Source organism: Brachybacterium sp. NBEC-018, from assembly GCF_024860185.1.
Classification (GTDB): Bacteria; Actinomycetota; Actinomycetes; order Actinomycetales; family Dermabacteraceae; genus Brachybacterium; species Brachybacterium rhamnosum.
Map to the genome: position 1 here is coordinate 3050483 of NZ_CP100650.1, position 22894 is coordinate 3073376.

Here is a 22894-nt window from a genome sequence, read left to right on the forward strand (position 1 = left end):
ACCCCGAGCCCGGCGCGCTCAGCCGTCCTGCCGGGGATGGATCTCGAGCGCGATCCCGTCAGGATCGGTGACGTGCACGGCGCTCACGCCCTCGCCCTGGACCACGCGCGCCTCGTGCCCGGCCGCGGTGAGCCGGGCGGCCAGCGACGGGAGATCCTCCGTCGTGGAGAAGCCGAGGCGCACCTGCAGGGCGTCGCCGTACTCGGAGGAGGTGGCGCGGGTGCGGGGCGCTCCCGGCAGGGGGGCGTGCAGACCGATCGATCCCGCCCGGCCCGGCCCGCGCAGCTCCTGCCAGCCGGGGGCGGCGGGGCCGACGGGCAGGAGGCCGAGGTGGGCGAGATGGGCAGCGTCGCGCTCGGGGTCCTCGCTCGAGAGCACCGCGACGACGGCGAGGCGGGCATCCGCCCCGGAGGCGTCGTGCCCCTGGTAGCCGTACAGGTCCTGCTGGTCCTCGTTCAGGGAGATGCCCTCCCCCGCCGGCCCGTCGATCCTGCCCTGGCGGCCGAAGCTCTCGTCCCACACGGAGACCTCCACGCCGGCCTCCTCGAGGTGGGCCGCGGCGGCGTCCGCATCCGGCACGGCGAGACACAGGTCGGTGTCCCCGGGGCGGGCGCCGCTCGCCGCACCGGCGACGGAGTGGAGCATGACCCGCCCGGCGCCGGCGGCGAGGTCGCCGAAGGCGTCGTCACCGGCGGTCACGAGCCGCTCGAGGCCGAGCGTGCGGAGGAACGCGATCATCGCGGGGACGTCATCGGTGAAGCGGAGGGGGAAGACGGTGAACATGGCGGTGTCGGAGGCGGGGTCGATGGTGGTCACGGGATCTCCTGTGGTGGGGCGGGACTGCCGACGTCAGGCGGGGGTGTCGTCGAGGTAGCGGCGGAGCGCCTCCTCGACGAGCGCGCTGAGGCTGAGGGACTCGTCGATCGCACGATGCTTGACCTCGCGGACGAGATCCGGCGGCAGGTACACGTTGAACTGCACCTTCGGGGGGCGTGACCTCGAGCTGTTCTCTACCATGCGAGGATGCTAGCAACCTCGATCGAGGGCGACAAGGGGTCGGCGGTGCGAGCCGGCGAAGGGCCCGGGGGCACGGAGCGGACGCGCACGTCCCCGCCCCACCGACACGCGGCCCGGAGGACGGGCGCACCTGCGGCGACGGCGCGCCCCGACTACCGTGGTGCCCATGGCACTCCCCTCCCCCGACGGCCCGCTCCGCGGCGCCGCCGGTCCGCATCTCCCCGCCCGCACCGGGGAGAGCGCGCCGCGCCCGCGCGCAGGGGTGCGGTGACCATGGCGCTGCACCGCCCCGGCCGGCTCTCCCACGCCCGCACCGCCCTGCGGCTGCGGGCCGCGACGCGACCTCGGTCCGTCGTGCTCATCGACGTGCACGGCGAGCTCACGGCCGGGGACCTGCAGGGTCATCTCCAGCTGCTCGAGCGGCGCGGGGCGGAGCGCCCGCGGCTCGGCGAGCTCCCTCCCTGGGCGCCGCTGCGCCAGGTGCTCGTCACGGCGCTCGCCGGCCACGGCCACCTCGACCTGCGCTCGAGCGGTACCACCGGCGCCCCCCGGGTGCTCGAGCGCGGGCCGCTCACCGCGCCGCAGCTGCGCACGCTCACCGACCTCGCCCGCCGGATCGGCGTGCGCAAGGGCGCCCGTGTGGCGACCGCGATCCCCGGGGTCCACGCGCACGGGCTCCTGCTCGCCCTCGCCGCGCTGAGCGCCGGTTCCCCGCTCGTGGACGTGAGCCATCTGCGGGTCGTGGACCGGGTCGCCCTGCTGCACCGCACCTCGCCGCGGATGCTCGTGGGCACCCCGGTGCACCTCGCGGACATCCTCGCCGCGGACCGCGAGCTCAGCGGGCACGTGCCGCTGCGGATCGACCGGATCGTCTCGACGACCGACGTCCTGCCCGACGAGCTCCGCGCGGACCTCGCCCGCCACTGGCACGCCCGGGTCCACGACGTCTACGGGAGCGTCGAGACCGGCACCCTCACCGTGGACGGCAGGCCCCTCCACGGCGTGGAGATCCGGGTGCGGGACGGCGTGCTGCGCACCCGCACCACCTTCACCCGCCGGCGCTGGCTCGTCACCGACCACGGCGAGATCGACGAGCAGGGCGCCGTGCACGTGACCGCGCGGGCCGACGCCCCGGACGCGAGCCCCGGCATGCTCCGCGACCCCCGCGGCGTGGTGCGCCTGCTGCAGTCGCAGGACGGCATCCGCTCGGTGCACCTGCGCTTCGTGCCCGACGAGGAGCTCGGCCGGCGCACCGTCGCCCACGTGGTGCTCGAGGAGGAGGAGCGAGAGGAGGGTCGCGTCATCACGCCGCACGGGGTGCGGGCGCTGGTCCGGGACCGGCTCGGCGCCTCCTCCGTCCCGCGCGAGGTGCGGATCAGCAGTCGGGGACGCTGACCGGGACCCCCTGGCCCATCGTCACGGCGAGCCCGCCCATGGCGGTCTCCTTGTAGCGCTCGGACATGTCCTTGCCGGTCTGCCGCATGGTCTCGATGACCGCGTCGAGGGACACGAAGTGCTCGCCCGTGCCGCGCAGCGCGAACCGCGCCGCGGTGATCGCCTTGACCGCCGCCATCGCATTGCGCTCGATGCACGGCACCTGCACGAGCCCGCCCACGGGATCGCAGGTGAGCCCGAGGTTGTGCTCCATCGCGATCTCCGCCGCGTTCTCGACCTGGGCGGGCTTGCCGCCCATGGCCTCGCACAGCGCCGCGGCGGCCATCGAGCACGCCGAGCCGACCTCGCCCTGGCAGCCCACCTCGGCGCCGGAGATCGACGCGTGCTCCTTGTACAGCGAGCCGATCGCCCCGGCGGTCAGCAGGAAGCGCACCGCGATCTCGTCCGGGTCCACGCCCTCGATGTACCGGGTCGCGAAGTGGAGTACGGCGGGGATGATCCCGGCGGCCCCGTTCGTGGGCGCGGTGACGACGCGACCGCCCGCCGCGTTCTCCTCGTTGACGGCGAGCGCGGCGAGGGAGACCCACTCGAAGGCGTTCATCGGCAGGCGCACCGGGTCCTCGGCGCTCAGCGAGTCGAACCAGGAGGCGGCGCGCCGCTTCACCTCGAGGCCGCCCGGCAGCACCCCCTGGGTGCGGACGCCCCGATCGATGCACTCGCTCATGACCTGCCAGATCGCGAGCGCCCCGGACCGGATCTCCTCGTCGCTGCGCCACTGCCGCTCCCGCAGCAGCATCGCCTCGGAGACCGAGATCCCGCGCTCCTCGCAGACCCGCAGCAGCTGCGCTCCGGTCGTGAAGATCGCCCGGCCGTCGTCCTCCGCGGCGAGCTCCGCGAGGGGGCGGTCCATGTCCGCCTCGTCGACGACGAAGCCGCCGCCCACGGAGAACATGGGCCGGCGGGCGATCTCCTCGCCCGCCGCGTCGAGGGCGATGAACGTCATCCCGTTGGAGTGCTGGGGCAGGAAGGTCAGCGGGTGCAGGACGATCGTGGAGGGCCGCAGGGAGACGGGCACGGCGCCGCCCAGCAGCAGCCCGCCCTCCGCCTCGATGTGCGCGACCCGCTCCCGGGCGGCGACCGGGTCCACGGTCTCGGGATCCGCGCCCTCGAGCCCCATGACGACGGCGTCGAGGGTGCCGTGGCCCGCCCCGGTGGCCGCGAGGGAGCCGTAGAGGTGGACGGCGACGTCCGCCACGCGCGGGGCGAGCGCGGGATCGGCGAGGAGCTCACGGGCGAACAGCGCGGCCGCCCGCATCGGTCCGACGGTGTGCGAGCTCGAGGGGCCGATCCCGATCTTGAACATGTCGAACAGGCTGATGCTCATCGCGAGCCGCGGCCCTTCCCGCCTGCGCCGGGGCCGCGCCCGCGACCGGACCCGCGACCCGTGCCGCGGCCGGCATCGGGGCCGCCGGACCGACCGCGACCGGTGCCACCGCGCCGCCCGCTGCCGGTATCGGCTGCGCCGCTGCGACCGCGGCCGCCCTGTTCGGCATCCTCCCCGCGGCCGCGGCCGGAGGCTCCGCCGCGCGGGGCGCGGGTGGGGGCGCCGGAGCGTCCCCGGGACCCCGCACCTCCCGCACGTCCGGCACCGCCCGGGCGACCGCCGCCGGAGCGATCGCCGCCGCGGCGTCCGGAGCCGCTCTCCGGCTCCTCCTCCCAGGAGGCGCGCCGCTCCTCGTTCGCACGGCGCTCCTCCGCCTTGCGCGCGCTCGCCCCGCCCCTGCGGCTGAGGTCGAGCTTGCGCGGGGCGCCCTTGTACTTCACCGCGGCGGGGTCCTCGGCCGGCTCGCCCAGCGGCGTGCGACCGCCCAGCGCCGCGATCGCCTCGACCGAGGCGTCGGGGGCGTCGGCCCAGGTCCCCTCGATCTTCGCGCCCTCGAGCACGGAGCGGGTGACCTTGACCTGGTGCGGGAGCGCGAGGGTGACGACGGTGCCGGCGGCGCCCGCGCGCGCGGTGCGTCCCGAGCGGTGCACGTACTCCTTGACGTCGTCGGCCGGGTCGACGTGGATCACCATCGTGACGTCGTCGATGTGCAGGCCGCGCGCGGCGACGTCGGTCGCCACGAGCACCGGGTAGGCGCCCTGCCGGAACCCGGCGAGCACGTTCGTGCGCAGGCCCTGCTGCTTGTTGCCGTGCAGCGCCGCGGCGGGGACCCCGACCTCGATGAGTTCCTGGGCGACGCGCTCCGCGCCCAGCTGCGTGCGCGTGAACACGAGCGTGCGGCCCTCGCGGTTGGCGAGCTGGGCGGTCACCTCGCGCTTGGCGGAGGGGGCGATCGCGAGCACGTGGTGGGCCATCGTCTCGACGGCCGCGGCGACCGGGGTGGTCTCGTGGGTGACCGGATCCACGAGGAAGGTGTCGACGATCTCCTCGACCTGCCCGTCCAGCGTCGCCGAGAAGAGCATCTTCTGGGTGCCCATCTCCGTCGCGGCGAGGATGTCGCGCACCTGGGGCAGGAAGCCCAGATCGGCCATGTGGTCGGCCTCGTCGATGACCGTGGTCTCGACGCGGTCCAGGAAGATCCCGCCGCGCTCGGCGAGGTCGATGAGGCGGCCGGGCGTGGCCACGACGATCTCGACGCCGCGGTTCAGGGCCTCGGCCTGCTTGTCGATGTTCATGCCGCCGGAGACGAGCTGGGCGCGCACGCCGATGGCGCGAGCGAAGGGGTGGATCGTGTCCACGACCTGCACGGCGAGCTCACGGGTGGGGACCAGCACGATGCCGAGCGGCCGGCGACGGTGCACCTTGCGGTGCCGGAAGCGAGCGGTCATCGCGAGCGTGAACGCGAGGGTCTTGCCGGAGCCGGTCTCCGCGCGGGCGAGGACGTCGCGACCCGCGAGGGCGTCCGGGAGGATCGCCTCCTGGATCTCGAAGGCGCGGTCGAGTCCCTGCTCGGCGAGCACGCCGAGCAGCTCCTCGGGCAGGGCCATGTCCTCGAACCGGCTGGATCGGTGGGTGGAACGGCGGCGAGCCTTGGGCATCGTGATCCTCCTGACGGATGCGGGCGCCCCCATCATCGCGCATGGGAGACTGGTGCACGTGCTGCGCACTCTCATGACCTCGAAGATCCACCGTGCCACGGTCACCCAGGCGGACCTGCACTACGTGGGATCGGTGACGATCGACGCCGATCTCGTGGATGCCGCCGGCCTGGTCGAGAACGAGCAGGTGACGATCGCCGACATCACCAACGGCGCCCGTCTGACCACCTATGTGATCCGCGGCGACGCCGGGACCGGTGTGATCGGCATCAACGGCGCGGCCGCCCATCTGGTCGCCCCCGGGGACCTCGTCATCATCATGGGCTACGGCCAGATGGACGAGCGCGAGGTCGCCGAGCACGAGCCGAAGGTCGTCCACGTCGACGACCTCAACCGGATCGTGGCCCTCGGGCACGACGGCGCCGAGCCCGTCCCGGGCACGGCCGACCAGATCAGCGGCCGCCACAGCGTCGGGGCCCGCTGACCGCTCCCCCGTCCCGGCGCCGTCCCGCGCGCTGGACCCCAGCAGCGGGCGTCGGCCCACCCCTATAGGATCGGGACCGTGCTGACCCCTGTGCCCTCCCCCGCCCGATGAGCGGGGTCCTGGCCGGGTTCTTCATCGTCTGGACGCTCATCGCGATCGGATGGATCGCCGGGCGCACCGGGATCCTCGGCCCCCAGGGCCGCTACGTCCTGAACCGCGCGACCTTCTTCCTCGCCTCCCCCGCCCTGGTGCTCGTGGGCCTGCTCGGCTCCGACCCCCGCGAGGTGTTCTCGGTGCCGATGGCGGTGGCCGGCATCTCTGGGCTCCTCATGGGCGTGCTGCTGTGGGTGGGCCTGCGGCTGTTCACGAAGCGTCGCGGCACCGAGCTCACGATCGCCGCGATCAGCGGCTCCGTCGTCAACGGCGCGAACATGGGCTTCCCGATCGCCGCCTACGTGCTCGGCGACATCTCGCACGCCCTGCCGGTGATCCTCTTCCAGCAGGCCGTCTACACGCCCCTGTACCTCTTCGTCCTGCACGCGCAGACACAGGAATCGAAGCTCGGGCTCGCCGGCATCGCGCGCAGCATCGGCGCGAACCCGACGATCATCGCGGCCGCCGTGGGCGGGGTGCTCGCCGGCGCCGGCGTGCGGCTGCCCGAGGTGGTCCTCGAGCCGTTCTCCTCCCTCGGGGACATGGCGATCCCCGCGATGCTCCTCGCCTACGGGCTCTCCCTGCACGGGTCGAGGCCGCTCGCGAAGGACGACGGCTACCGGGGCCTCATCGCGATCTCCTCGATCGCGAAGATCGTTCTCATGCCGCTGCTCGCGCTCGGTATCGGGCTGCTGTTCGGGCTCAGCGGCCACGGGCTGTACGAGGTCGTCGTCATGGCGGCGCTCCCGACGGCGCAGAACGTCTACGTCGCCGCCGCCCGCTACCAGGCCGCGGAGAACCTCGCCCGGGACACGGTCCTCATCACGACGATCGGCACGGTCCTCGCGCTGCTCGCGGTCTCCGCGCTGCTCGGCGTGTGACTCCCGACCGGCTCCCCCGGGCAGGCAGGACCGTCCCGCACGACGCGCGGTAGCATGGACGGGTGACTCGACGGCTCCTGCTTCCGTAGCCGCGTCGGACAATCCCGCCTCCCCCGCACCACGGTGCCGGGCGCGGAGCACGGGACCGGCGCGGCTCCCCTCGCCTGTGCGGGGGTTTCTTCATGTCAGGACCGTCGTGCGGAGGCTCCGCACCATCCGAGGAAGGCGAGACATCCATGAGCGAGGCACCCCACCGGTACACGGCAGAGGTGGCGGATCAGATCGAGCTGCGCTGGCAGCGGCGCTGGGACGAGGAGGGCACCTTCCGTGCCGCGAACCCCGTCGGCGCGCTCTCCGACGGGCGCACCGCCGCGGAGCTCGGCGAGAAGATGTACATCATGGACATGTTCCCGTACCCCTCGGGGGCGGGGCTGCACGTGGGCCACCCGCTGGGCTACATCGCGACCGACGTCATCGCGCGCCATCAGCGCATGCTCGGCAAGAACGTGCTCTACACGATGGGCTACGACGCCTTCGGCCTGCCCGCGGAGCAGTACGCCGTCCAGACCGGCACGCATCCCCGCGTGACCACCGAGTCGAACGTCGCGAACATGCGCCGCCAACTGCACCGTCTGGGGCTGTCCCACGACTCCCGCCGCTCCCTCGCGACCACCGACCGCGAGTTCGTGCAGTGGACGCAGTGGATCTTCCTGCGCATCTTCGACTCCTGGTACGACCCGACCGCCGAGAACGCCGACGGCATCGTCGGCCGCGCACGGCCGATCGCCGAGCTGCGCGAGGAGCTGCGCGCCGGGACCGTCGACCCGTTCGTGCTCGCCCAGCGGCAGTCGATCACGCTGCCCGAGGCCTGGGCCGGCCGCACCGCCGCCGAGGTCCCCACCGCCTCCGACGCCGAGATCGCGCAGCTGGCCGATGCCTTCCGCCTGGCCTACATCTCGGAGACCCCGGTGAACTGGTGCCCGGGCCTGGGCACCGTGCTGGCCAACGAGGAGGTCACCAACGACGGCCGCTCGGAGCGCGGCAACTTCCCCGTCTTCACGCGGCGCCTGCGCCAGTGGAACATGCGCATCACCGCGTACTCCGACCGCCTCATCGACGACCTGGACCGCGTGGACTGGCCCGAGTCCGTGCGCTCCATGCAGCGCAACTGGATCGGCCGCAGCCACGGCGCCGAGGTCACCTTCCCGCTGGCCGGCGTCGAGGGCGCGACCTTCGACGTGTTCACGACCCGAGCGGACACCCTCTTCGGGGCGACCTTCACGGTCCTCTCCCCCGAGCACCCGCTGCTCGAGGACGCCTCCGCCCTGCCCGCCGCCTGGCCCGCCGGCACGAAGGACGCCTGGACCGGCGGCGCGGCGAGCCCGCGCGAGGCGGTCACCGCCTACCAGGAGCGCGCCGCGTCCCTCGGCGCGGAGGAGCGCACCGCGGACGACCGCGAGAAGACCGGCGTGTTCACCGGCTGGTTCGCCGTGAACCCGATGGACGGCCGCGAGATCCCCGTGTTCACCGCGGACTACGTCCTCACCGGCTACGGGACCGGCGCGATCATGGCCGTCCCCGCCGAGGACGAGCGCGACTTCGCCTTCGCCGACCGCTTCGAGCTGCCCGTGATCCGCACCGTGCGCCCTCCGGAGGACTTCACCGGCGGCGCCTGGACCGGCGAGGGCGAGAAGATCAACTCCGCCTCCGCCGAGCTGGACCTCGACGGCCTGGACAAGGACGAGGCGAAGGCCCGCGCCACCGCCTTCGCCGAGGAGAAGGGGTTCGGCCGCGCCCGCACCACCTACCGCCTGCGCGACTGGCTGTTCTCGCGCCAGCGGTACTGGGGCGAGCCGTTCCCGGTCGTCTACGACCCCGCGGACCCGGAGACCCCGATCCCGCTGCCCGCCTCGATGCTGCCCGTGGACCTGCCGGAGGTCGAGGACTTCTCCCCGAAGACCTTCGACCCCTTCGACAAGGACACCGAGCCGCAGACCCCGCTCTCCCGCGCGACGGACTGGGTCGAGGTCGAGCTGGACCTGGGCGAGGGCCCCAAGCGCTACCTGCGCGAGACGAACACGATGCCGCAGTGGGCCGGCTCCTCCTGGTACCAGATGCGCTACATCGACCCCACGGACACCGAGCACCTGGTGCGCCCGGAGAACGAGGAGTACTGGCTGGGCCCCCGCGAGGCGGGCGGCACGGGCGGCGTGGACCTGTACGTGGGCGGTGTGGAGCACGCGGTGCTGCACCTGCTGTACGCGCGGTTCTGGCACAAGGTGCTCTTCGACCGCGGCGACGTCACGAGCCAGGAGCCCTTCCACCGCCTGTTCAACCAGGGCTACATCCAGGCCTTCGCGTACACCGACTCCCGGGGCGTGCACGTCCCCGCGGAGGAGGTCGTCGCCGAGGCCGACGGCACCTTCACGTACCAGGGCGAGCAGGTCACCCAGGAGTACGGGAAGATGGGCAAGTCGCTCAAGAACGCCGTCGCCCCCGACGACATGTACGAGGAGTACGGCGCGGACACCCTGCGCGTGTACGAGATGTCGATGGGCCCGCTGGACCTGTCCCGCCCCTGGGAGACCCGCGCCGTCGTGGGCTCGCAGCGCTTCCTCCAGCGCCTCTGGCGCCTGGCGGTCTCCGAGGAGACCGGTGAGCTGATCGCCTCCGACGCCGAGCCGGAGCAGGCGACCCTGAAGACCGTGCACCGCACGATCGAGGGCGTCACCCGGGACATGGCGCAGATGCAGTTCAACACGGCGATCGCGAAGCTCATCGAGCTCGTGAACCACCTGACCAAGACCTCCGGCGAGAACGGCGCCCCGCGCGCCGCGCTCGAACCGCTCGTGCTCATGGTCTCGCCCTTCGCCCCGCACCTCGCGGAGGAGCTGTGGCAGCGACTGGGCCACGAGGAGTCCCTCGTGCGGGCGCCCTACCCGGTCGCCGACCCGGAGCTCGCCAAGGCCGAGGCGGTCACCTGCGTCGTCCAGATCAAGGGCAAGGTGCGCCACAAGGTCGAGGTCGATCCCGAGATCGGCGAGGCCGAGCTCGAGGCGCTGGTCATGGCCGAGGGCCGGGTCCAGCAGCTGCTCGAGGGGCAGACGGTGCGCAAGGTGATCGTGAAGGCGCCGCGCGTGGTGAACATCGTCGTCTGAGGTCTCTGTCGCCGACGCGGACGGGCCGCGGGGAGCACTGCTCCCCGCGGCCCGTCGCTCCTCCGGCGCCCCGTGGACGCCGGCGCCGGCCTCTCAGGCCGTGGTGCTCGCCGCGGCGCCGACGGGCTCGGTGAGGTCCTTCCCCTTGGTCTCGCGCAGCGTGAGGATCGTGGCGGACGAGATCGCGATGAGCGCGATCGCATAGATGCCGAAGAGGTGCTGATCGCCGATCGCGGTGTTGAGGTACGGGGCGGTGCCGCCGAACAGGGCGATCGCGACCGCGTAGGGGATGCCGAAACCGCTCGTGCGGCGCGAGGTCGGGAACATCTCGGCGTACATCGCCGGGGCGTGGGAGAGGAAGCCGGCGATGAGCCCGAGCTGCACGCTGATCGCGACGACGAGCTGCCACATCTGCCCGCCCTCGACGAGCGAGACCATCGGCAGGTAGCAGATGCCGCTGCCCACGAGGGCGATGAGCGCGCAGGTCCTCCGGCCGATCCGGTCCGAGAGCGCTCCCCAGAGCGGCAGCACGAGCACGAGCACGACGTTGCCGATCACCGAGGCGCCGAAGGCCTGCTGGGCGCTGTACCCCAGGTTCTGGGAGGCGAGGGACGCCATCGAGACGGACCAGATGTAGAAGACGACGGTGAGCCCCGCGGTCATGAGGATCACCTGGAGGCTCGTGCGCCAGTGCACGAACAGGCCCACGAGGACGTTCTCCCGGGGACCCGCGGTGCCGTCCTCCGCGCGGGAGGCCTCGAACACCTCGGACTCCTCCATCGAGCGGCGGATCCACAGGGCGACGAGGCCCAGCACGGCGCCGATCGCGAAGGGCACGCGCCATCCCCAGGCCGCCATCTGCTCCTCGGTGAGGGCGGTGCTGAGCGCGAGGCCCAGCACGAGGCTCGCGAGGAGGCCGAGGGTGCCGGTCACGTAGATCGAGCTGGCCCAGAAGCCGCGGTGCTCGCGCGGGGCGTGCTCGGCGAGATAGGTCTGCGCGGAGGGGAGCTCGCCGCCGTGCGCGAGCCCCTGGATCAGACGGGCCAGGAGCAGCAGGAACGACGCGAGAACGCCGACCGTGCCGTAGGTCGGCAGCACGGCGATGAGCAGGGACCCGATCGAGGCGGCGAGCACGGCGAGGGAGAGCGCGTGCTTGCGGCCCACACGGTCGCCGATCCAGCCGAAGACGACGCCGCCGAAGGGGCGAGCGACGAAGCCGACGGCGAAGATCGCCATCGTGGAGAGGAAGGCGGAGGTGCGGTCGCTGCTGTCGAAGGCCTGCGCGGAGAAGTAGACGGCGAAGGACGCGTAGACGTTCCAGTCGTACCACTCCAGCGCGTTGCCGATCCCGGTGCCCAGCAGGGTCTTCGCCCGTGACTGGCGGGCGGGGGTCGGCGCGGGAGCGGGGTGGTCGGGGGTGTGGGGGAAGGACATGCGCGCCACTGTAGGACCGCGGGGAGGCGCCCCGCAGAAATGGTTCCTCCCCAGGACACCGTCGTCCACAGCCCGGGCGGCCGCCCGGCGCGCGCCGCTCCGTCGCGCCTAGGTTCGCCGCATGGACACCTTCTGGGGATGCGACCCCCTCGACATGGACGAGTACATCGAGAGCATCGATGAGCGGATCGAGCTCCTGCGGGACCTCGTCGAGCTGCTCCGCAGCACCTCCGCCTCCGTCGACTGGACCGGGCCGGACGCCGCGGCGCACCGCTCGCGCACCAGCGCGGTCACCGATGAGCTGGGCGGCGCGTGCGACCTGCTCGCCGCGCGCCGGGCCCTGCTCGAGGGCCACCGCGACGCCCAGGAGCGCGCCTCCTCCGCCGAGGGCGGCGGGGACCCCTACGCGATGGTGCGGATGGACGCCTTCGACGGGGTCCGGGACCTCGGCGGGCGCCTGCGGCCGTCCACCGGAGCCGGGCTGCCCGATCCCGGTGACCTCGGCCCGTGGATCGGCGGCCCCCTCGGACATCCGATCGGCCCCTCCGGTCCCGAGGAGCCCTTCGACACCCACGAGACGCTCGACCGCTGGCGCGAGCGAGCCGGGGAGACCTTCGAGAAGATCCGCCCGCTGCTCGGCGGCCCCCTCGCCGCCCCGATCGACCCGACGCTCCCCCCGCTGCCCCACGACCCCACCGACGGACTGCCCGACCCGGTGCCCGCCCCGGTGCCGGAACGGGGCACGGTGCAGGACGACACCCCGTTCGCCCTGGACCAGGACCGGGTCACCGAGGCGTCCACGAACCGGAAGATCCTGTTCGGCCAGGTCCCCGGGCTGGGCGGTCTGCAGACGGCCGCGACGCTCACCGAGAGCAGCGGCGAGTTCCTCGACGGGGTCGAGTCCCGGATGGAGTCCGCGGGACTGGGCGCCGCGACGCCGATCGTCGGCCTCGCCCGGATCCCCCATGACCTCGCCGGCGTCGCCCTGGGCGAGGGGTCCGTCTACGACACCGTCACGGGCGCCGTGGACCAGCAGTTCGCGAACGTCTCCCAGACCTCCGCGGAGATCTCCGAGTCCGTGGGCGAGGGCGACTGGGCCGGGGCGGCCCGTGCCGGCGAGCGCGGCATGCTGCGTCACCTCGGAGCGAGCGCGGATGCGCTGACCGCGACCCCGGTGCCCGCGCTCAGCGAGGCGATCGGCACCGTCGCCGGGCGCGGGGCCGATGTCATGGACATGGCCTCCCCCGGCAGCGGCGATGCGCTGCGGGAGGCGGGAGAGGCGATGCGCGGTGCGGGTGAGGCCTGGCAGGCGAAGGTCGACGAGATCACCGACACCGAGAAGATCTACCGCTACCGGCTCGAGAACGCACCGTTCCCGTGGGAGCGGCGCAGCGCCTGAGACGGCGGGAGGGCCGGACGGGGCTCACCCGTCCGGCCCTCCCGCGCGGGCAGGAACTCAGCGCCGTGCGGGGTCCCCGGAGGCGTCCGCGGATCCGGGGGCGGGCGCCCCGTCGGAGGTTCCCGCGTCGACGAGATCCGGGTCCCCGGCGTCGACGCGCTCCTCCTGGTGACCGCCCTCGAGGACGGACAGGACGAGACCGTCGCCGCCCGGAGCCACGCGCACGGCGACCGTGGCGTCGTCGAGCACCTCGCCGCGCAGGATCAGCCGTGCGAGCGCGTCGCCGATTTCCTTCTGCACCAGCCGCTTGAGCGGGCGCGCGCCGTAGAGCGGGTCGAAGCCCGCGTCGGCCAGCCAGTGCGTCGCCGCCTCGTCGACGTCGAGCCGGATCCGACGGTCCGCGAGCCGCGCGCCGACCGCCTCGATCTGGAGGGAGACGATCCGCGAGAGCTCCTCACGCTGCAGCGCGTCGAACATGACGACGTCGTCGAGGCGGTTGAGGAACTCCGGCTTGAAGGACGCCCGGACCACCTGCATGACCCGCTCGTGCTTCTCGGCCTCCGGCAGCGACGTGTCCTGCAGCACGTGGGCGCCGAGGTTCGAGGTGAGGATGAGGATCGTGGAGCGGAAGTCCACCGTGCGACCCTGGCCGTCGGTGAGCCGGCCGTCGTCGAGCACCTGCAGCAGGATGTCGAAGACGTCGGGGTGGGCCTTCTCGATCTCGTCGAGCAGGACCACCGAGTACGGCCGGCGCCGCACGGCCTCCGTGAGCTGACCGCCCTCGTCGTAGCCGACGTACCCCGGAGGGGCGCCGACGAGACGGGAGACGGTGTGCTTCTCCCCGTACTCCGACATGTCGATGCGGATCATGGCCCGCTCGTCGTCGAAGAGGAACTCGGCGAGCGCCTTCGCGAGCTCGGTCTTGCCGACGCCCGTCGGCCCCAGGAACAGGAACGAGCCGGTGGGGCGGTTCGGGTCGGCGATGCCCGCGCGGGCACGACGCACCGCGTCGGAGACCTCGGCCACGGCGCGCCGCTGACCGATCAGCCGCTCGCCGATGATGTCCTCCATCTCGAGCAGCTTCTGCGTCTCGGACTGCAGCAGGCGGCCGGCCGGGATGCCCGTCCACGTGCCCACCACCTCGGCGATGTCGTCGGGTCCCACGTGATCGGCCACGAGCGGGCGCTCGTCGCCCACCTCCCCCGCGGCCTCGGACTCCTCCGCCTCGCGCAGCTGGGTCTTCAGCGCGGGGATGTCGCCGTAGAGGATCTTCGAGGCGGCGGTGAGGTCGCCCTCGCGCTGGGCGCGATCGGCCTGCATGCGCAGCTGCTCGAGCTGGGCCTTGAGCTCGCCGACCTGGTTCAGTCCGGCCTTCTCCCGCTCCCAGCGGGCGGAGAGCGCGGTCATCCGCTCGGTGCGGTCCGCGAGCTGCCCGCGCACGGAGTCGAGGCGGGCGATGCTGCCCGGGTCCTCGCTGCCCTGGAGGGCCATCTCCTCCATCCGCAGGCGGTCGACCTGACGGCGCAGGATGTCCAGCTCCTCCGGGGAGGAGTCGAGCTCCATGCGCTGGCGGGACGCGGCCTCGTCGACGAGGTCGATGGCCTTGTCGGGGAGCTGGCGCCCGGAGATGTAGCGGTCCGAGAGCGTCGCGGCGGCGACCAGCGCGGCGTCGGTGATCGAGACCTTGTGGTGCGCCTCGTACTTGTCCTTGAGGCCGCGCAGGATCGTGATGGTGTCCTCGACGCTGGGCTCGCCCACGAACACCTGCTGGAAGCGGCGCTCGAGGGCCGGGTCCTTCTCGATGTTCTCGCGGTACTCGTCCAGGGTGGTCGCGCCGACCATCCGCAGCTCGCCGCGGGCGAGCATGGGCTTGAGCATGTTGCCGGCGTCCATCGCCCCGTCGCCGGTGCCGCCCGCGCCCACGACGGTGTGCAGCTCGTCGATGAAGGTGATGATCTGGCCGTTGCTCGTGCGGATCTCGTCGAGGACGGCCTTCATGCGCTCCTCGAACTCGCCGCGGTACTTCGACCCGGCGACCATCGAGGAGAGGTCCAGGGAGATCAGGCGCTTGCCGCGCAGCGAGTCCGGGACGTCGCCCGCGACGATGCGCTGCGCGAGGCCCTCGACCACGGCGGTCTTGCCGACGCCGGGCTCGCCGATGAGCACCGGGTTGTTCTTGGTGCGGCGGCTGAGCACCTGGACGACGCGGCGGATCTCGGTGTCCCGGCCGATGACGGGGTCGAGCCTGCCCTCGCGGGCCTGCTCGGTGAGGTCGAGGCCGAACTTCTCGAGGCTCTGGAAGGTGCCCTCGGGGTTCTGGGAATCCATGGTGCTCATACGGTCCTCTCCGGAGGTGAGTCGGGTGACGGCATCGCGCAGGGCGGCGGGGCCCGCGCCGGCCGCCTGGAGGAGGCGGGCGGCGGCGTCCTTGCCGAGCGCGATGCCGATCAGGAGGTGCTCGGTGGACAGGTAGGTGCGGCCGGCGGCGTCGGCCTCGTGGCGGGCGGCCTCGAGGGCGTCGTAGCCGGTGCCGACGAAGGTCGGATGGCCGGCGCCGCCCCCGCTGACCTGGGGCAGCTGCCCGATCGCGGTCGCGACCTGCTCGAGGACGGCGGCGGGCTCGGCACCGGCCTCGACGAGGGCGGCGCGGCCGATGCCGTCCGCCTGGCCGAGCAACGACTGCAGCAGGTGCAAGGAGCTGACCTGGGGGTTGCCGAGCTCTGCGGCGTGCTGGGCGGCGGTGGTGATCGCTTCCTGCGATCGGGTGGTGAACTGGAACTCCACGGCGCTCCTTCCATGCTGTGCGCGGGGACATGAGGTGCAACGGGTACAGAGTTGAGTCTATTCCGCTCAAGGTGCGGGAGCGAGGGGTCAGGGCCTCCCTCCGCCCCGTCCACAGCCGGTGCGGACCCCCTCGCCGTGGCGAGCATCACCGGTAGCATCGCATCCAGATCGATCCGTCCCCGGGGGAGGGGACCATGCGGTCCGCTCCCCTCCTCCCCCGCACCGCCCCGGGCGACGCGCTCCGCCGTCGTCCCTCCCCGATCCCGAAGGCGCTCCTCCCATGACCCAGCCGCCGTCCGCCCACCCGGGGCCCCCGTCCCCGGGTCGCCCCCAGCAGCCGGGACAGCAGCCCACCGGCCGGCCCCGCCCCGGCGCGGGCTCCCCCGCCGCGGGCGCGCCGGGGTTCCAGGCGCAGCCCCAGTACGTCGACTACGGCATCCCCCGCTCCTACGACACCTCCGTGCGACCCGCCTCGGGCCTCACCGCCGCGCGCTACGCCCCCGCGCAGATCCAGCGGCCCGTGCAGCCGCAGCCGCAGTCGGCCTGGGCGACCCAGACCCGACGGGTGCAGGAGGTCGGGCGTGAGGCGGAGCCGGTCCCCCGCGTCACGGTCCTCACCTGGATCGCCCTGGCCGTCCTCGGCATCGGGCTGCTCCTCGTGCTCGGCTTCTTCTTCGTCTACCTCACGCTGTCGTACTCCTCGAGCCCCGTCTGGTGGCCCGTCATGGGCTTCCTCGCGTTCCTGTCCCTCGTCGTGATCGTCGGGATCATCCTGCTCGCGGACCGCTGGGACCCGCAGCCGATCCCGCTGCTGCTCATCGCGGTCATGTGGGGCGCCGCCATCGCGAGCTTCGTGAGCTTCTGGGTGAACACCCTGGGCTCGGTCCTCGTCTGGCGGATCACGGGCAGCGAGGCGGTCACGAGCTTCTTCGGCCCCGTCATCAGCGCCCCGATCGTCGAGGAGACCACGAAGGGGCTCGGGCTGCTGGTCCTCATGCTGCTCGCCCGCCGCTACTTCAACGGGCCGCTGGACGGCCTCATCTACGGCGCGCTGATCGGCGGCGGCTTCGCCTTCACCGAGAACATCCTGTACTACGCGAACGGCTTCGATCAGATGGGCCTGGGCGGCGTGGCCGTGCTGGTCGTCATGCGCGGAGCGCTGAACATCTTCGGCCACGCCATCTACACGTCGCTGACGGGCATGATTATGGGCTTCGTCGCCCGCAAATGGGGCACGATCTCGGGCCTGCTCGTGTTCGTGGTCGCCGTGATCCCCGGGATGCTGCTGCACGCCGGATGGAACCTCACCGCGAGCCTCGCCGGCGGCTGGACCGTCACGATCATCATGTTCGCGCTCGAGGCGCTGCTGTCCCTGCTGTGGCTGTGCCTGATCGGCGTGCTGGTCTGGGACGAGGCCCGGCTCACGCGCGTGCGCCTGGGCGACTACGCGAACACCGGCTGGCTCACCCACGAGGAGGTCACGATGCTCGCCACCTGGAAGGGGCGCCGTGAGGGCCGCGCCTGGGCGAAGCAGATCGGCGCGAAGCCGCTCATGAAGCGCTTCATCCGCGAGAGCGCCGATCTCGCCTCCGTGCGCCAGCGGCTCCTGGCCGACGGCGCGAATCCCAAGGTCGTCGCCCTCGAGGCGGGCCTGCTGGGTCGCCTCTCGACCAACCGCCAGCAGCTGTTCGCGGCGAGCGGCCAGCCGCGCTGAGCCGCTCCGCCCGGCCGGGAGGCGACTCCCGGCCGGGCGACGCCGACGCGACGTGGCGTGAGCCCCGTCGTTCCCGGGTTCAGCGCCCGGCGCGGTCCTCGGGCAGGTCCTCGTCGTGCTCGACGCCGGGCAGGTCCCGGCCGCGCAGCCGGTCCAGCGCGCGCCGCTCCCGCTTGGTGGGGCGCCCCGCCCCGCGGTCCCGTCGCGGTGGGGCGCCGAAGAGCTGCGGCGGCTCCGGGCTGTGGTCCTCGTAGGCGGTGCGCGCGACGGGCGCGCCCACCCGCTTCCCGAGCAGCTGCGTGACCACGACGATGCGCTCGCGCCCCGGGGAGCGCAGGCGCAGCTCGTCCCCCACCGCGATCCTCTGGCTCGCCTTGGTGGGCTCGCCGTTGCGTCGCACGTGGCCCGCGCGGCAGGCGGCGGTGGCCGCGGAGCGGGTGGGGTACAGCCGCACGCTCCACAGCCAGGTGTCCAGGCGCACCGCGGCGACGGTCGGAGCGGGGCGCGCGGGCGCCGGTGTCGCCTCCCCGGGGCCCTCCGATGCCTCCGTGTTCGCCGCAGCGGCCTCCTCGGCCCCGCTCATGCGCCCGTCCCGCCCCGGGAGGCGTCCGCGGCGCGCAGCGGCCACGGGTCGTGCTGCTCGATCTGGGCGGCGACCTGCAGCAGCAGGGCCTCGGCGCCGGGGCCGGTGCCGCCCAGCTGGACGCCGAAGGGCAGCAGCACACCGTCGACCACCTCGCGGTGCGCGGGAACGGCGATCGCGGCGGCGCCGGTCATGTTCCAGGTGCTCGTCCACGGGGTGAAGGCGCACTGGGCGTCGAAGTCCGCGGCGCCGTCGTCGAGCTGGAGGGTCTCCGGGCGGGCGGGCGGGCCCGAGAGCCCCGGGGTGAGGACGAGGTCCAGCTCCGCGAAGGCCTCCCCCGTGCGCCGTGCGAGCGCCTGCACGCCGGAGATCGCCGTGAGCAGATCCGTCCCGCTGTACCCGCGTCCCTGCTCACGCAGCCAGCGGGTGAGGGTCAGCAGCTCGCCCTCACGCTCCGGGGGCACGGGGATCATCGCGGCGCCCACCGTCCACAGGGGCATGAAGCTGCGCCACTCCTGCGGGGTGAAGGGGGCGGAGACCGGCACGGGGTGGTGGCCGAGGTCGCGCAGCAGCGCGACCGTGCGCTCCACGGCGCGCAGGGCGGCGGGATGCACGTCGACCTCGGCCGCGAGCGGCGTCGTGAGCACGCCGATCCGCAGCCCCTCGGGTGCCGATTCCTCGCAGGCGGAGAGGTAGCCGCCGGGCACGAGCGGTGCCGGCTGGGCGTCGCCGGGGCGGGGTCCGGCGATGAGGTCGAGGCCGGCCGCCGCGTCGCGCACGGTCGTGGCGAGCATGCCGTCGGCGACGAGCCCGGCGCCCTCGGTGCCGAAGGGCCCCGTCGAGACGAGGCCGCGGGAGGGTTTGATCCCGACGAGGCCGCAGCACGCCGCGGGGATCCGCACGGACCCGCCGCCGTCGGAGCCGTGGGCGAGGTCGACGACCCCGCTCGCGACCGCCGCCCCGGCCCCGCCGCTCGAGCCGCCGGCCGTGCGCCGCACGTCCCAGGGGGTGCGGGCCGGCGCACCGGTCGCGGGCTCCGTGTAGGCGGGCATGCCGAACTCGGGCGTCGTGGTCTTGCCGATCGTCACCGTGCCGGCGTCGAGGATCCGTGCGGCGACGCCGTCGGTGACCTCCGCGATCGTGCCGCGCAGCACGGTGCTCCCTGCCTCGAAGGGCTGGCCGGCGATGCGGGTGAGGTCCTTCACGGGCAGCGGCACGCCGAGCAGGGGCCGGCGGCGGGCGAGGTCCTCGAGGCGTCCGGCGCGACGGGCGTCCTCGAGCTCCCCCTGGGCCCGTTCGGCCTGCTCCCGGCTGAGCTCCTCGAGGACGTGGGCGAAGGCGCCGACAGCGGCTCCGCGGGTCGCGGCCGCGGCGAGGGTCTGCTCGGTGAGCTCCCGGGCGTCGAGGTCCCCGGCACGCAGCGCGGCGGCGGTCCCGAGGGCGCTCATGAGGCGGTGCCGTGCCCGCCCGCGGCGAGGGCGCCGCGCACGTGCTCCACGAGCCCCGGGAGGGCGGCGTCCACCTGGGTGTAGGTGGTCTCGAAGTCCTCGTCGCCGCCGTACCAGGGATCGCGGATGCCGAGGTCCTCCCCCGCCTGCGGGTCGAAGGAGCGCAGCATGCGGATCCGCTCCCCCAGCCTCTCGCCGGAGAGCCGCTCGAGGGGCCGGACGTGGTCGTGGTCAAGGGCGAGGACGAGGTCCGCCCGGGACAGCTCCTCGCGGGTCACGGCGCGGGCGCGGTGCGCGGAGGGGTCCATGCCGTGCTCGCGCAGGAGGGCCCCGGCGCGGGGGTCCACAGGATTACCCTCCTCGTAGGAGGTGGTGCCGGCGCTCGCGACGTCGACGCGGTCGCCGAGGCCGGCCTCCTCGAGGGCGGCGCGCAGCTGGAACTCGGCCATCGGCGACCGACAGATGTTGCCGGTGCAGACGGTGAGGATGCGATAGGTCACCGGGGGTCCTTCCCCTCCTCGGGGACGTCGGCGAGGAGATCGTGGTGCTCAGGATGCCGCTCGAGCCAGGCGCGGGCGAACCAGCAGGTGGCGGTGAGACGCAGGCCGCGCTCGCGGGAGTCCTGGACGGCGGCGCGGACGAGCGCGGAGCCGATCCCCTGCCCGCCGTGCTCCGCGGAGACCACCGTGGAGCGCAGGTCGCGGACGCCATCGCGGAGCGGGTCCGGCCCGTAGGCGAGCACCCCCACGACGCCGTCGCCGGCGAGCGCCTCGAAGCGATCGCGATCCTCATCGTGGACCAGCCGCACGTGCGGGGGTCCGCCGGGCTTCTCGTGCATGCACGGAACGCTACACTGCCCCTCATGCCCCCGCCCCTGATCTGGCACATCACCGAGCTGGCCGCCTGGGAGGCGGCCGTCCGGGAGGGTACCTACACCTGCTCGACCCGCGGCCGCGATCTCGCCGAGGTGGGGTTCCTGCACGCCTGCTGGCCCGAGCAGGTGTCGATGGTCGCCAAGCGCGTGTACCCGGACCGCCCCGCCGATCTCGTGATCCTCGAGATCGACGTCGCCCGTGTCGAGGCCACCGGCGTCGCCGTGGACATCGAGGCGGATCGCGACGGCCGCGGCCGCGGCTATCCGCACATCAACGGCCCGCTCCCGATCGGCGCGGTGCAGCGGCTGCGCCGCACGAAGTGGATCGGCCGCGAGTTCGTCGTCGTCGCCTGATCGACGTGCTGCGAGGAACGAGCGGCAGGAGATCAGGCCACCGAGCACCGCCTGATCGACGTGCTGCGAGGAACGAGCGGCAGGAGATCAGTCCATCGAGCACCGCCTGATCGACGTGCGGTTGCCGCCGTCGCGGCGCCCGCGGACGTAGCATCGAGCATGGCTCCCTCGGCTCGCTACCTCGACATCCATCCCGTGGACCCCCAGGCGCGGAACATCGACCAGGCCGTGCGCGTGCTGCGCGACGGCGGTCTCATCGCCTATCCCACGGACTCCTGCTACGCGCTGGGCTGCACGCTCGACTCCCCGGAGGGGCTCGAGCGGATCCGCCGCATCCGCCAGGTGGGCAAGGACCACCACTTCACGCTCGTGTGCGCGGACTTCGCGCAGCTGGGGCAGTTCGTCATCGTCTCGAACCCGGTGTTCCGCCTGGTGAAGAACGCGACGCCCGGCCCGTACACCTTCATCCTGCCGGCCACCAAGGAGGTGCCGCGCAGGATGTCCCACCCCAAGAAGCACACGGTGGGCGTGCGCATCCCCGATCACCGCGTGGCCCACGCCCTGGTGGAGGCGCTCGGCGAGCCGATCGTCTCCTCGACCCTGCTGCTGCCGGGCCAGGAGGACCCGCCGGCGGAGGGCTGGGTCGTGCAGGACCTGCTGGACAACCAGGTCGACGTGATCATCGACTCGGGCGAGGTGGGCATCGAGCCGACGACCGTCGTGGACCTCTCCTCCGGGGAGCTCGTGATCGCCCGTGAGGGCGCGGGGGACGTCAGCCGGTTCTGACGCTCCCCTCCTCGACGCCGCGGTCCCGTCCCGCGAGCGCGCCGGAGACCACGAGGATCCCGAGGGCGTAGAGCGGCACGAGCCACAGGGCGTGGCGCAGGGTCAGCGCGTCGGCGAGCGCGCCGATGATCGGCGGGGAGACGAAGAACCCGAGCCGGGCGAGCCAGCCGGCGACGGTCATGCCCACCCCGTGGGGGACGCCGGGGACCTCGTCGGCCGCGCGGTACACGGCGGGGAACAGCGTCGCGACGCCCCAGCCCGCGAACGCGAAGCCGATCACGGCGGTCACGGGGCTCGGCACGAGCAGCGCGAAGGACATGCCGGCGGCGGAGACGAGCGCGCCGATCCGGGCGGTCGTCCGGTCGCCGAGGCGGTCCACGACCGCGTCCCCGGTGAAGCGGCCGATGGTCTGCGCCCCCTGGAGGGCCACGAAGGCCATGCCCGCGACGAAGGGGCCGACGGCGTAGGTCGAGGTCATGAACAGGGCGCCCCAGGTGTTGCCGGCGTCCTCCGTGGAGCCCGCGAAGACGAGCAGCATGCCGAGGGCGAGCACGAGCCCGAGCGCCCGCGGCGCCATGCCCGCGATCCGCAGCCCGGAGGGGGCCGGGTCCGCGGGGACCTCGGCGGCGGAGGCGGCCGACGGCGCCGCCTGGGCGGTGGTCCCGCCCGGGGCACCCTGCTCCCGCTCGAGGGTGTCGTGGCCGGGGAGCATGCCGCGCAGGGCGAGCAGGGCCAGGGCGCCGAAGACCACGAGCCCGAGCACGCCCTGGCCCCAGGTGGGCAGGGCGATCTGGGCGGCGAGGGAGCCGAGCAGCCCGCCGGTGACCGCGCCGAGGGACCACCAGCCGTGGTAGCTGTTCATGATCGAGCGGCGGTAGCGGCGCTCGACGCGCATGCCGTGGGAGTTCATGGCGACGTCGGTGACGGCGTCGGCCGCGGCGGCGAGGAACAGCGAGACGGCGAGCCACAGCCAGGACCCGGAGACGTAGACGGCCAGGTGCACGGTCGAGGCGACCACCTGGGCGGCGACGCTCACCCGCGCGGAGCCGAACCGGGTCATCAGCGCGGCGACGGTGAGGCCCGCGGTGAGCCCTCCGAGGGGTCCGAGGCCCACGGCGAGCCCGAAGGCGGCGTTGCTGAGCCCGATGTGCTCGACCAGCTCGGGGTAGCGGGGCAGGATCGCGCAGAACGAGGCGCCGTTGAGGAAGAAGAGCAGCGAGACCGCCCAGCGGGCGCGGCGGGCGTCCGCGGCGACACCGGTCGAGGACGCGGCGGGCCGGGCATCGCCGGGCTGCGGGGAGTGAGCGTTCACGGGGCACCATTGTGCTGCCCTCGTGCGCCGGGCGACAGCGCGCCGCGCCGCCGGGGCGCCGCGCGACCGTACGCTG

The 22894-nt window shown here is 73.5% G+C and carries 19 protein-coding genes; 8 read left to right on the plus strand and 11 right to left on the minus strand.

Annotated features, from left to right (window positions below; all coding sequences use genetic code 11):
• Positions 1 to 18: 18 nt before the first annotated feature.
• A complete protein-coding gene (locus NLU66_RS13860; protein ID WP_259360222.1) occupies positions 19 to 816 on the minus strand; it encodes a hypothetical protein in 798 nt (265 codons plus the stop codon).
• Positions 817 to 849: 33 nt separating this feature from the next.
• Positions 850 to 1017 (minus strand): CopG family transcriptional regulator, encoded by a 168-nt coding sequence (locus NLU66_RS13865; RefSeq protein WP_259360223.1) that lies wholly within the window; start codon positions 1015 to 1017, stop codon positions 850 to 852.
• Between the two features lie 273 nt (positions 1018 to 1290).
• Between NLU66_RS13865 and NLU66_RS13870 the strand changes: the two genes are divergently transcribed.
• Positions 1291 to 2412: an AMP-binding protein gene (locus NLU66_RS13870; RefSeq protein ID WP_259360224.1), complete on the plus strand. Its 1122-nt coding sequence runs from the start codon at positions 1291 to 1293 to the stop codon at positions 2410 to 2412.
• Here NLU66_RS13870 and NLU66_RS13875 read toward each other — a convergent pair.
• A complete protein-coding gene (locus NLU66_RS13875) occupies positions 2393 to 3796 on the minus strand; it encodes an L-serine ammonia-lyase (RefSeq protein WP_259360225.1) in 1404 nt (467 codons plus the stop codon). The genes NLU66_RS13870 and NLU66_RS13875 overlap by 20 nt on opposite strands.
• The gene (locus NLU66_RS13880) at positions 3793 to 5454 is read right to left on the minus strand and encodes a DEAD/DEAH box helicase (RefSeq protein ID WP_259360226.1); all 1662 of its coding nucleotides are present in this window, start codon (positions 5452 to 5454) and stop codon (positions 3793 to 3795) included. Before NLU66_RS13880 ends, NLU66_RS13875 begins: the two co-directional genes overlap by 4 nt.
• 58 nt (positions 5455 to 5512) lie before the next feature.
• On the opposite strand from NLU66_RS13880, the gene panD reads away from it, so the two are divergent.
• The 3 genes from panD to leuS all read left to right on the plus strand — a co-directional run bounded on the left by panD (position 5513) and on the right by leuS (position 10130).
• Positions 5513 to 5938, plus strand: coding sequence for an aspartate 1-decarboxylase (gene panD / locus NLU66_RS13885; protein ID WP_259360227.1), 426 nt, complete (start codon positions 5513 to 5515; stop codon positions 5936 to 5938).
• A 107-nt stretch (positions 5939 to 6045) separates the two neighbouring features.
• Entirely contained in the window at positions 6046 to 6972 is a 927-nt protein-coding gene (locus NLU66_RS13890; RefSeq protein ID WP_259360228.1) for an AEC family transporter, read from the plus strand.
• 236 nt (positions 6973 to 7208) lie between these two features.
• A complete protein-coding gene (gene leuS, locus NLU66_RS13895; RefSeq protein ID WP_259360229.1) occupies positions 7209 to 10130 on the plus strand; it encodes a leucine--tRNA ligase in 2922 nt (973 codons plus the stop codon).
• Positions 10131 to 10223: 93 nt separating this feature from the next.
• Here leuS and NLU66_RS13900 read toward each other — a convergent pair whose 3' ends face one another.
• Entirely contained in the window at positions 10224 to 11564 is a 1341-nt protein-coding gene (locus tag NLU66_RS13900) for an MFS transporter (RefSeq protein ID WP_259360230.1), read from the minus strand.
• 121 nt (positions 11565 to 11685) lie between these two features.
• Between NLU66_RS13900 and NLU66_RS13905 the strand changes: the two genes are divergently transcribed.
• Positions 11686 to 12963: a hypothetical protein gene (locus NLU66_RS13905; RefSeq protein ID WP_259360231.1), complete on the plus strand. Its 1278-nt coding sequence runs from the start codon at positions 11686 to 11688 to the stop codon at positions 12961 to 12963.
• Positions 12964 to 13020: 57 nt separating this feature from the next.
• Here the strand turns inward: NLU66_RS13905 and clpB are convergent, their stop codons facing one another.
• A complete protein-coding gene (gene clpB / locus NLU66_RS13910) occupies positions 13021 to 15747 on the minus strand; it encodes an ATP-dependent chaperone ClpB (protein WP_259360232.1) in 2727 nt (908 codons plus the stop codon).
• A 280-nt stretch (positions 15748 to 16027) separates the two neighbouring features.
• Here clpB and NLU66_RS13915 point away from each other — a divergent pair, with 280 nt between their 5' ends.
• The gene (locus NLU66_RS13915) at positions 16028 to 17461 is read left to right on the plus strand and encodes a PrsW family intramembrane metalloprotease (protein WP_267136235.1); all 1434 of its coding nucleotides are present in this window, start codon (positions 16028 to 16030) and stop codon (positions 17459 to 17461) included.
• 79 nt (positions 17462 to 17540) lie between these two features.
• On the opposite strand, the gene NLU66_RS13920 is transcribed toward NLU66_RS13915, so the two are convergent.
• The 4 genes from NLU66_RS13920 to NLU66_RS13935 all read right to left on the minus strand — a co-directional run bounded on the left by NLU66_RS13920 (position 17541) and on the right by NLU66_RS13935 (position 20330).
• Complete coding sequence (locus NLU66_RS13920; protein ID WP_259362599.1) at positions 17541 to 17942, minus strand: RNA-binding S4 domain-containing protein; 402 nt, start codon at positions 17940 to 17942, stop codon at positions 17541 to 17543.
• A 98-nt stretch (positions 17943 to 18040) separates the two neighbouring features.
• Complete coding sequence (locus NLU66_RS13925; protein WP_259360233.1) at positions 18041 to 19492, minus strand: amidase; 1452 nt, start codon at positions 19490 to 19492, stop codon at positions 18041 to 18043.
• On the minus strand, positions 19489 to 19992 hold the full coding sequence (locus NLU66_RS13930; protein WP_259360234.1) for a low molecular weight protein-tyrosine-phosphatase: 504 nt from the start codon (positions 19990 to 19992) through the stop codon (positions 19489 to 19491). Before NLU66_RS13930 ends, NLU66_RS13925 begins: the two co-directional genes overlap by 4 nt.
• A complete protein-coding gene (locus NLU66_RS13935; RefSeq protein WP_259360235.1) occupies positions 19989 to 20330 on the minus strand; it encodes a GNAT family N-acetyltransferase in 342 nt (113 codons plus the stop codon). Before NLU66_RS13935 ends, NLU66_RS13930 begins: the two co-directional genes overlap by 4 nt.
• Positions 20331 to 20354: 24 nt before the next feature.
• On the opposite strand from NLU66_RS13935, the gene NLU66_RS13940 reads away from it, so the two are divergent.
• Both NLU66_RS13940 and NLU66_RS13945 read left to right on the plus strand, forming a co-directional pair.
• Positions 20355 to 20720: a DUF952 domain-containing protein gene (locus tag NLU66_RS13940; RefSeq protein WP_259360236.1), complete on the plus strand. Its 366-nt coding sequence runs from the start codon at positions 20355 to 20357 to the stop codon at positions 20718 to 20720.
• A 159-nt stretch (positions 20721 to 20879) separates the two neighbouring features.
• On the plus strand, positions 20880 to 21506 hold the full coding sequence (locus NLU66_RS13945; protein ID WP_259360237.1) for an L-threonylcarbamoyladenylate synthase: 627 nt from the start codon (positions 20880 to 20882) through the stop codon (positions 21504 to 21506).
• Here NLU66_RS13945 and NLU66_RS13950 read toward each other — a convergent pair.
• Positions 21493 to 22818: an MFS transporter gene (locus NLU66_RS13950; RefSeq protein WP_259360238.1), complete on the minus strand. Its 1326-nt coding sequence runs from the start codon at positions 22816 to 22818 to the stop codon at positions 21493 to 21495. The two genes, NLU66_RS13945 and NLU66_RS13950, sit on opposite strands and share 14 nt — an antisense overlap.
• Between the last annotated feature and the right edge of the window lie 76 nt (positions 22819 to 22894).

Excerpts from the sequence above, each read along its gene's own strand:
- NLU66_RS13865 (WP_259360223.1), bottom strand. The coding sequence starts at position 1,017 with ATGGTAGAGAACAGCTCGAGGTCACGCCCCCCGAAGGTGCAGTTCAAC.
- NLU66_RS13870 (WP_259360224.1), top strand. The coding sequence starts at position 1,291 with ATGGCGCTGCACCGCCCCGGCCGGCTCTCCCACGCCCGCACCGCCCTG.
- NLU66_RS13875 (WP_259360225.1), bottom strand. The coding sequence starts at position 3,796 with ATGAGCATCAGCCTGTTCGACATGTTCAAGATCGGGATCGGCCCCTCG.
- NLU66_RS13880 (WP_259360226.1), bottom strand. The coding sequence starts at position 5,454 with ATGCCCAAGGCTCGCCGCCGTTCCACCCACCGATCCAGCCGGTTCGAG.
- NLU66_RS13890 (WP_259360228.1), top strand. The coding sequence starts at position 6,046 with ATGAGCGGGGTCCTGGCCGGGTTCTTCATCGTCTGGACGCTCATCGCG.
- leuS (WP_259360229.1), top strand. The coding sequence starts at position 7,209 with ATGAGCGAGGCACCCCACCGGTACACGGCAGAGGTGGCGGATCAGATC.
- NLU66_RS13900 (WP_259360230.1), bottom strand. The coding sequence starts at position 11,564 with ATGTCCTTCCCCCACACCCCCGACCACCCCGCTCCCGCGCCGACCCCC.
- NLU66_RS13905 (WP_259360231.1), top strand. The coding sequence starts at position 11,686 with ATGGACACCTTCTGGGGATGCGACCCCCTCGACATGGACGAGTACATC.
- NLU66_RS13915 (WP_267136235.1), top strand. The coding sequence starts at position 16,028 with ATGACCCAGCCGCCGTCCGCCCACCCGGGGCCCCCGTCCCCGGGTCGC.
- NLU66_RS13925 (WP_259360233.1), bottom strand. The coding sequence starts at position 19,492 with ATGAGCGCCCTCGGGACCGCCGCCGCGCTGCGTGCCGGGGACCTCGAC.
- NLU66_RS13935 (WP_259360235.1), bottom strand. The coding sequence starts at position 20,330 with ATGCACGAGAAGCCCGGCGGACCCCCGCACGTGCGGCTGGTCCACGAT.
- NLU66_RS13940 (WP_259360236.1), top strand. The coding sequence starts at position 20,355 with ATGCCCCCGCCCCTGATCTGGCACATCACCGAGCTGGCCGCCTGGGAG.
- NLU66_RS13945 (WP_259360237.1), top strand. The coding sequence starts at position 20,880 with ATGGCTCCCTCGGCTCGCTACCTCGACATCCATCCCGTGGACCCCCAG.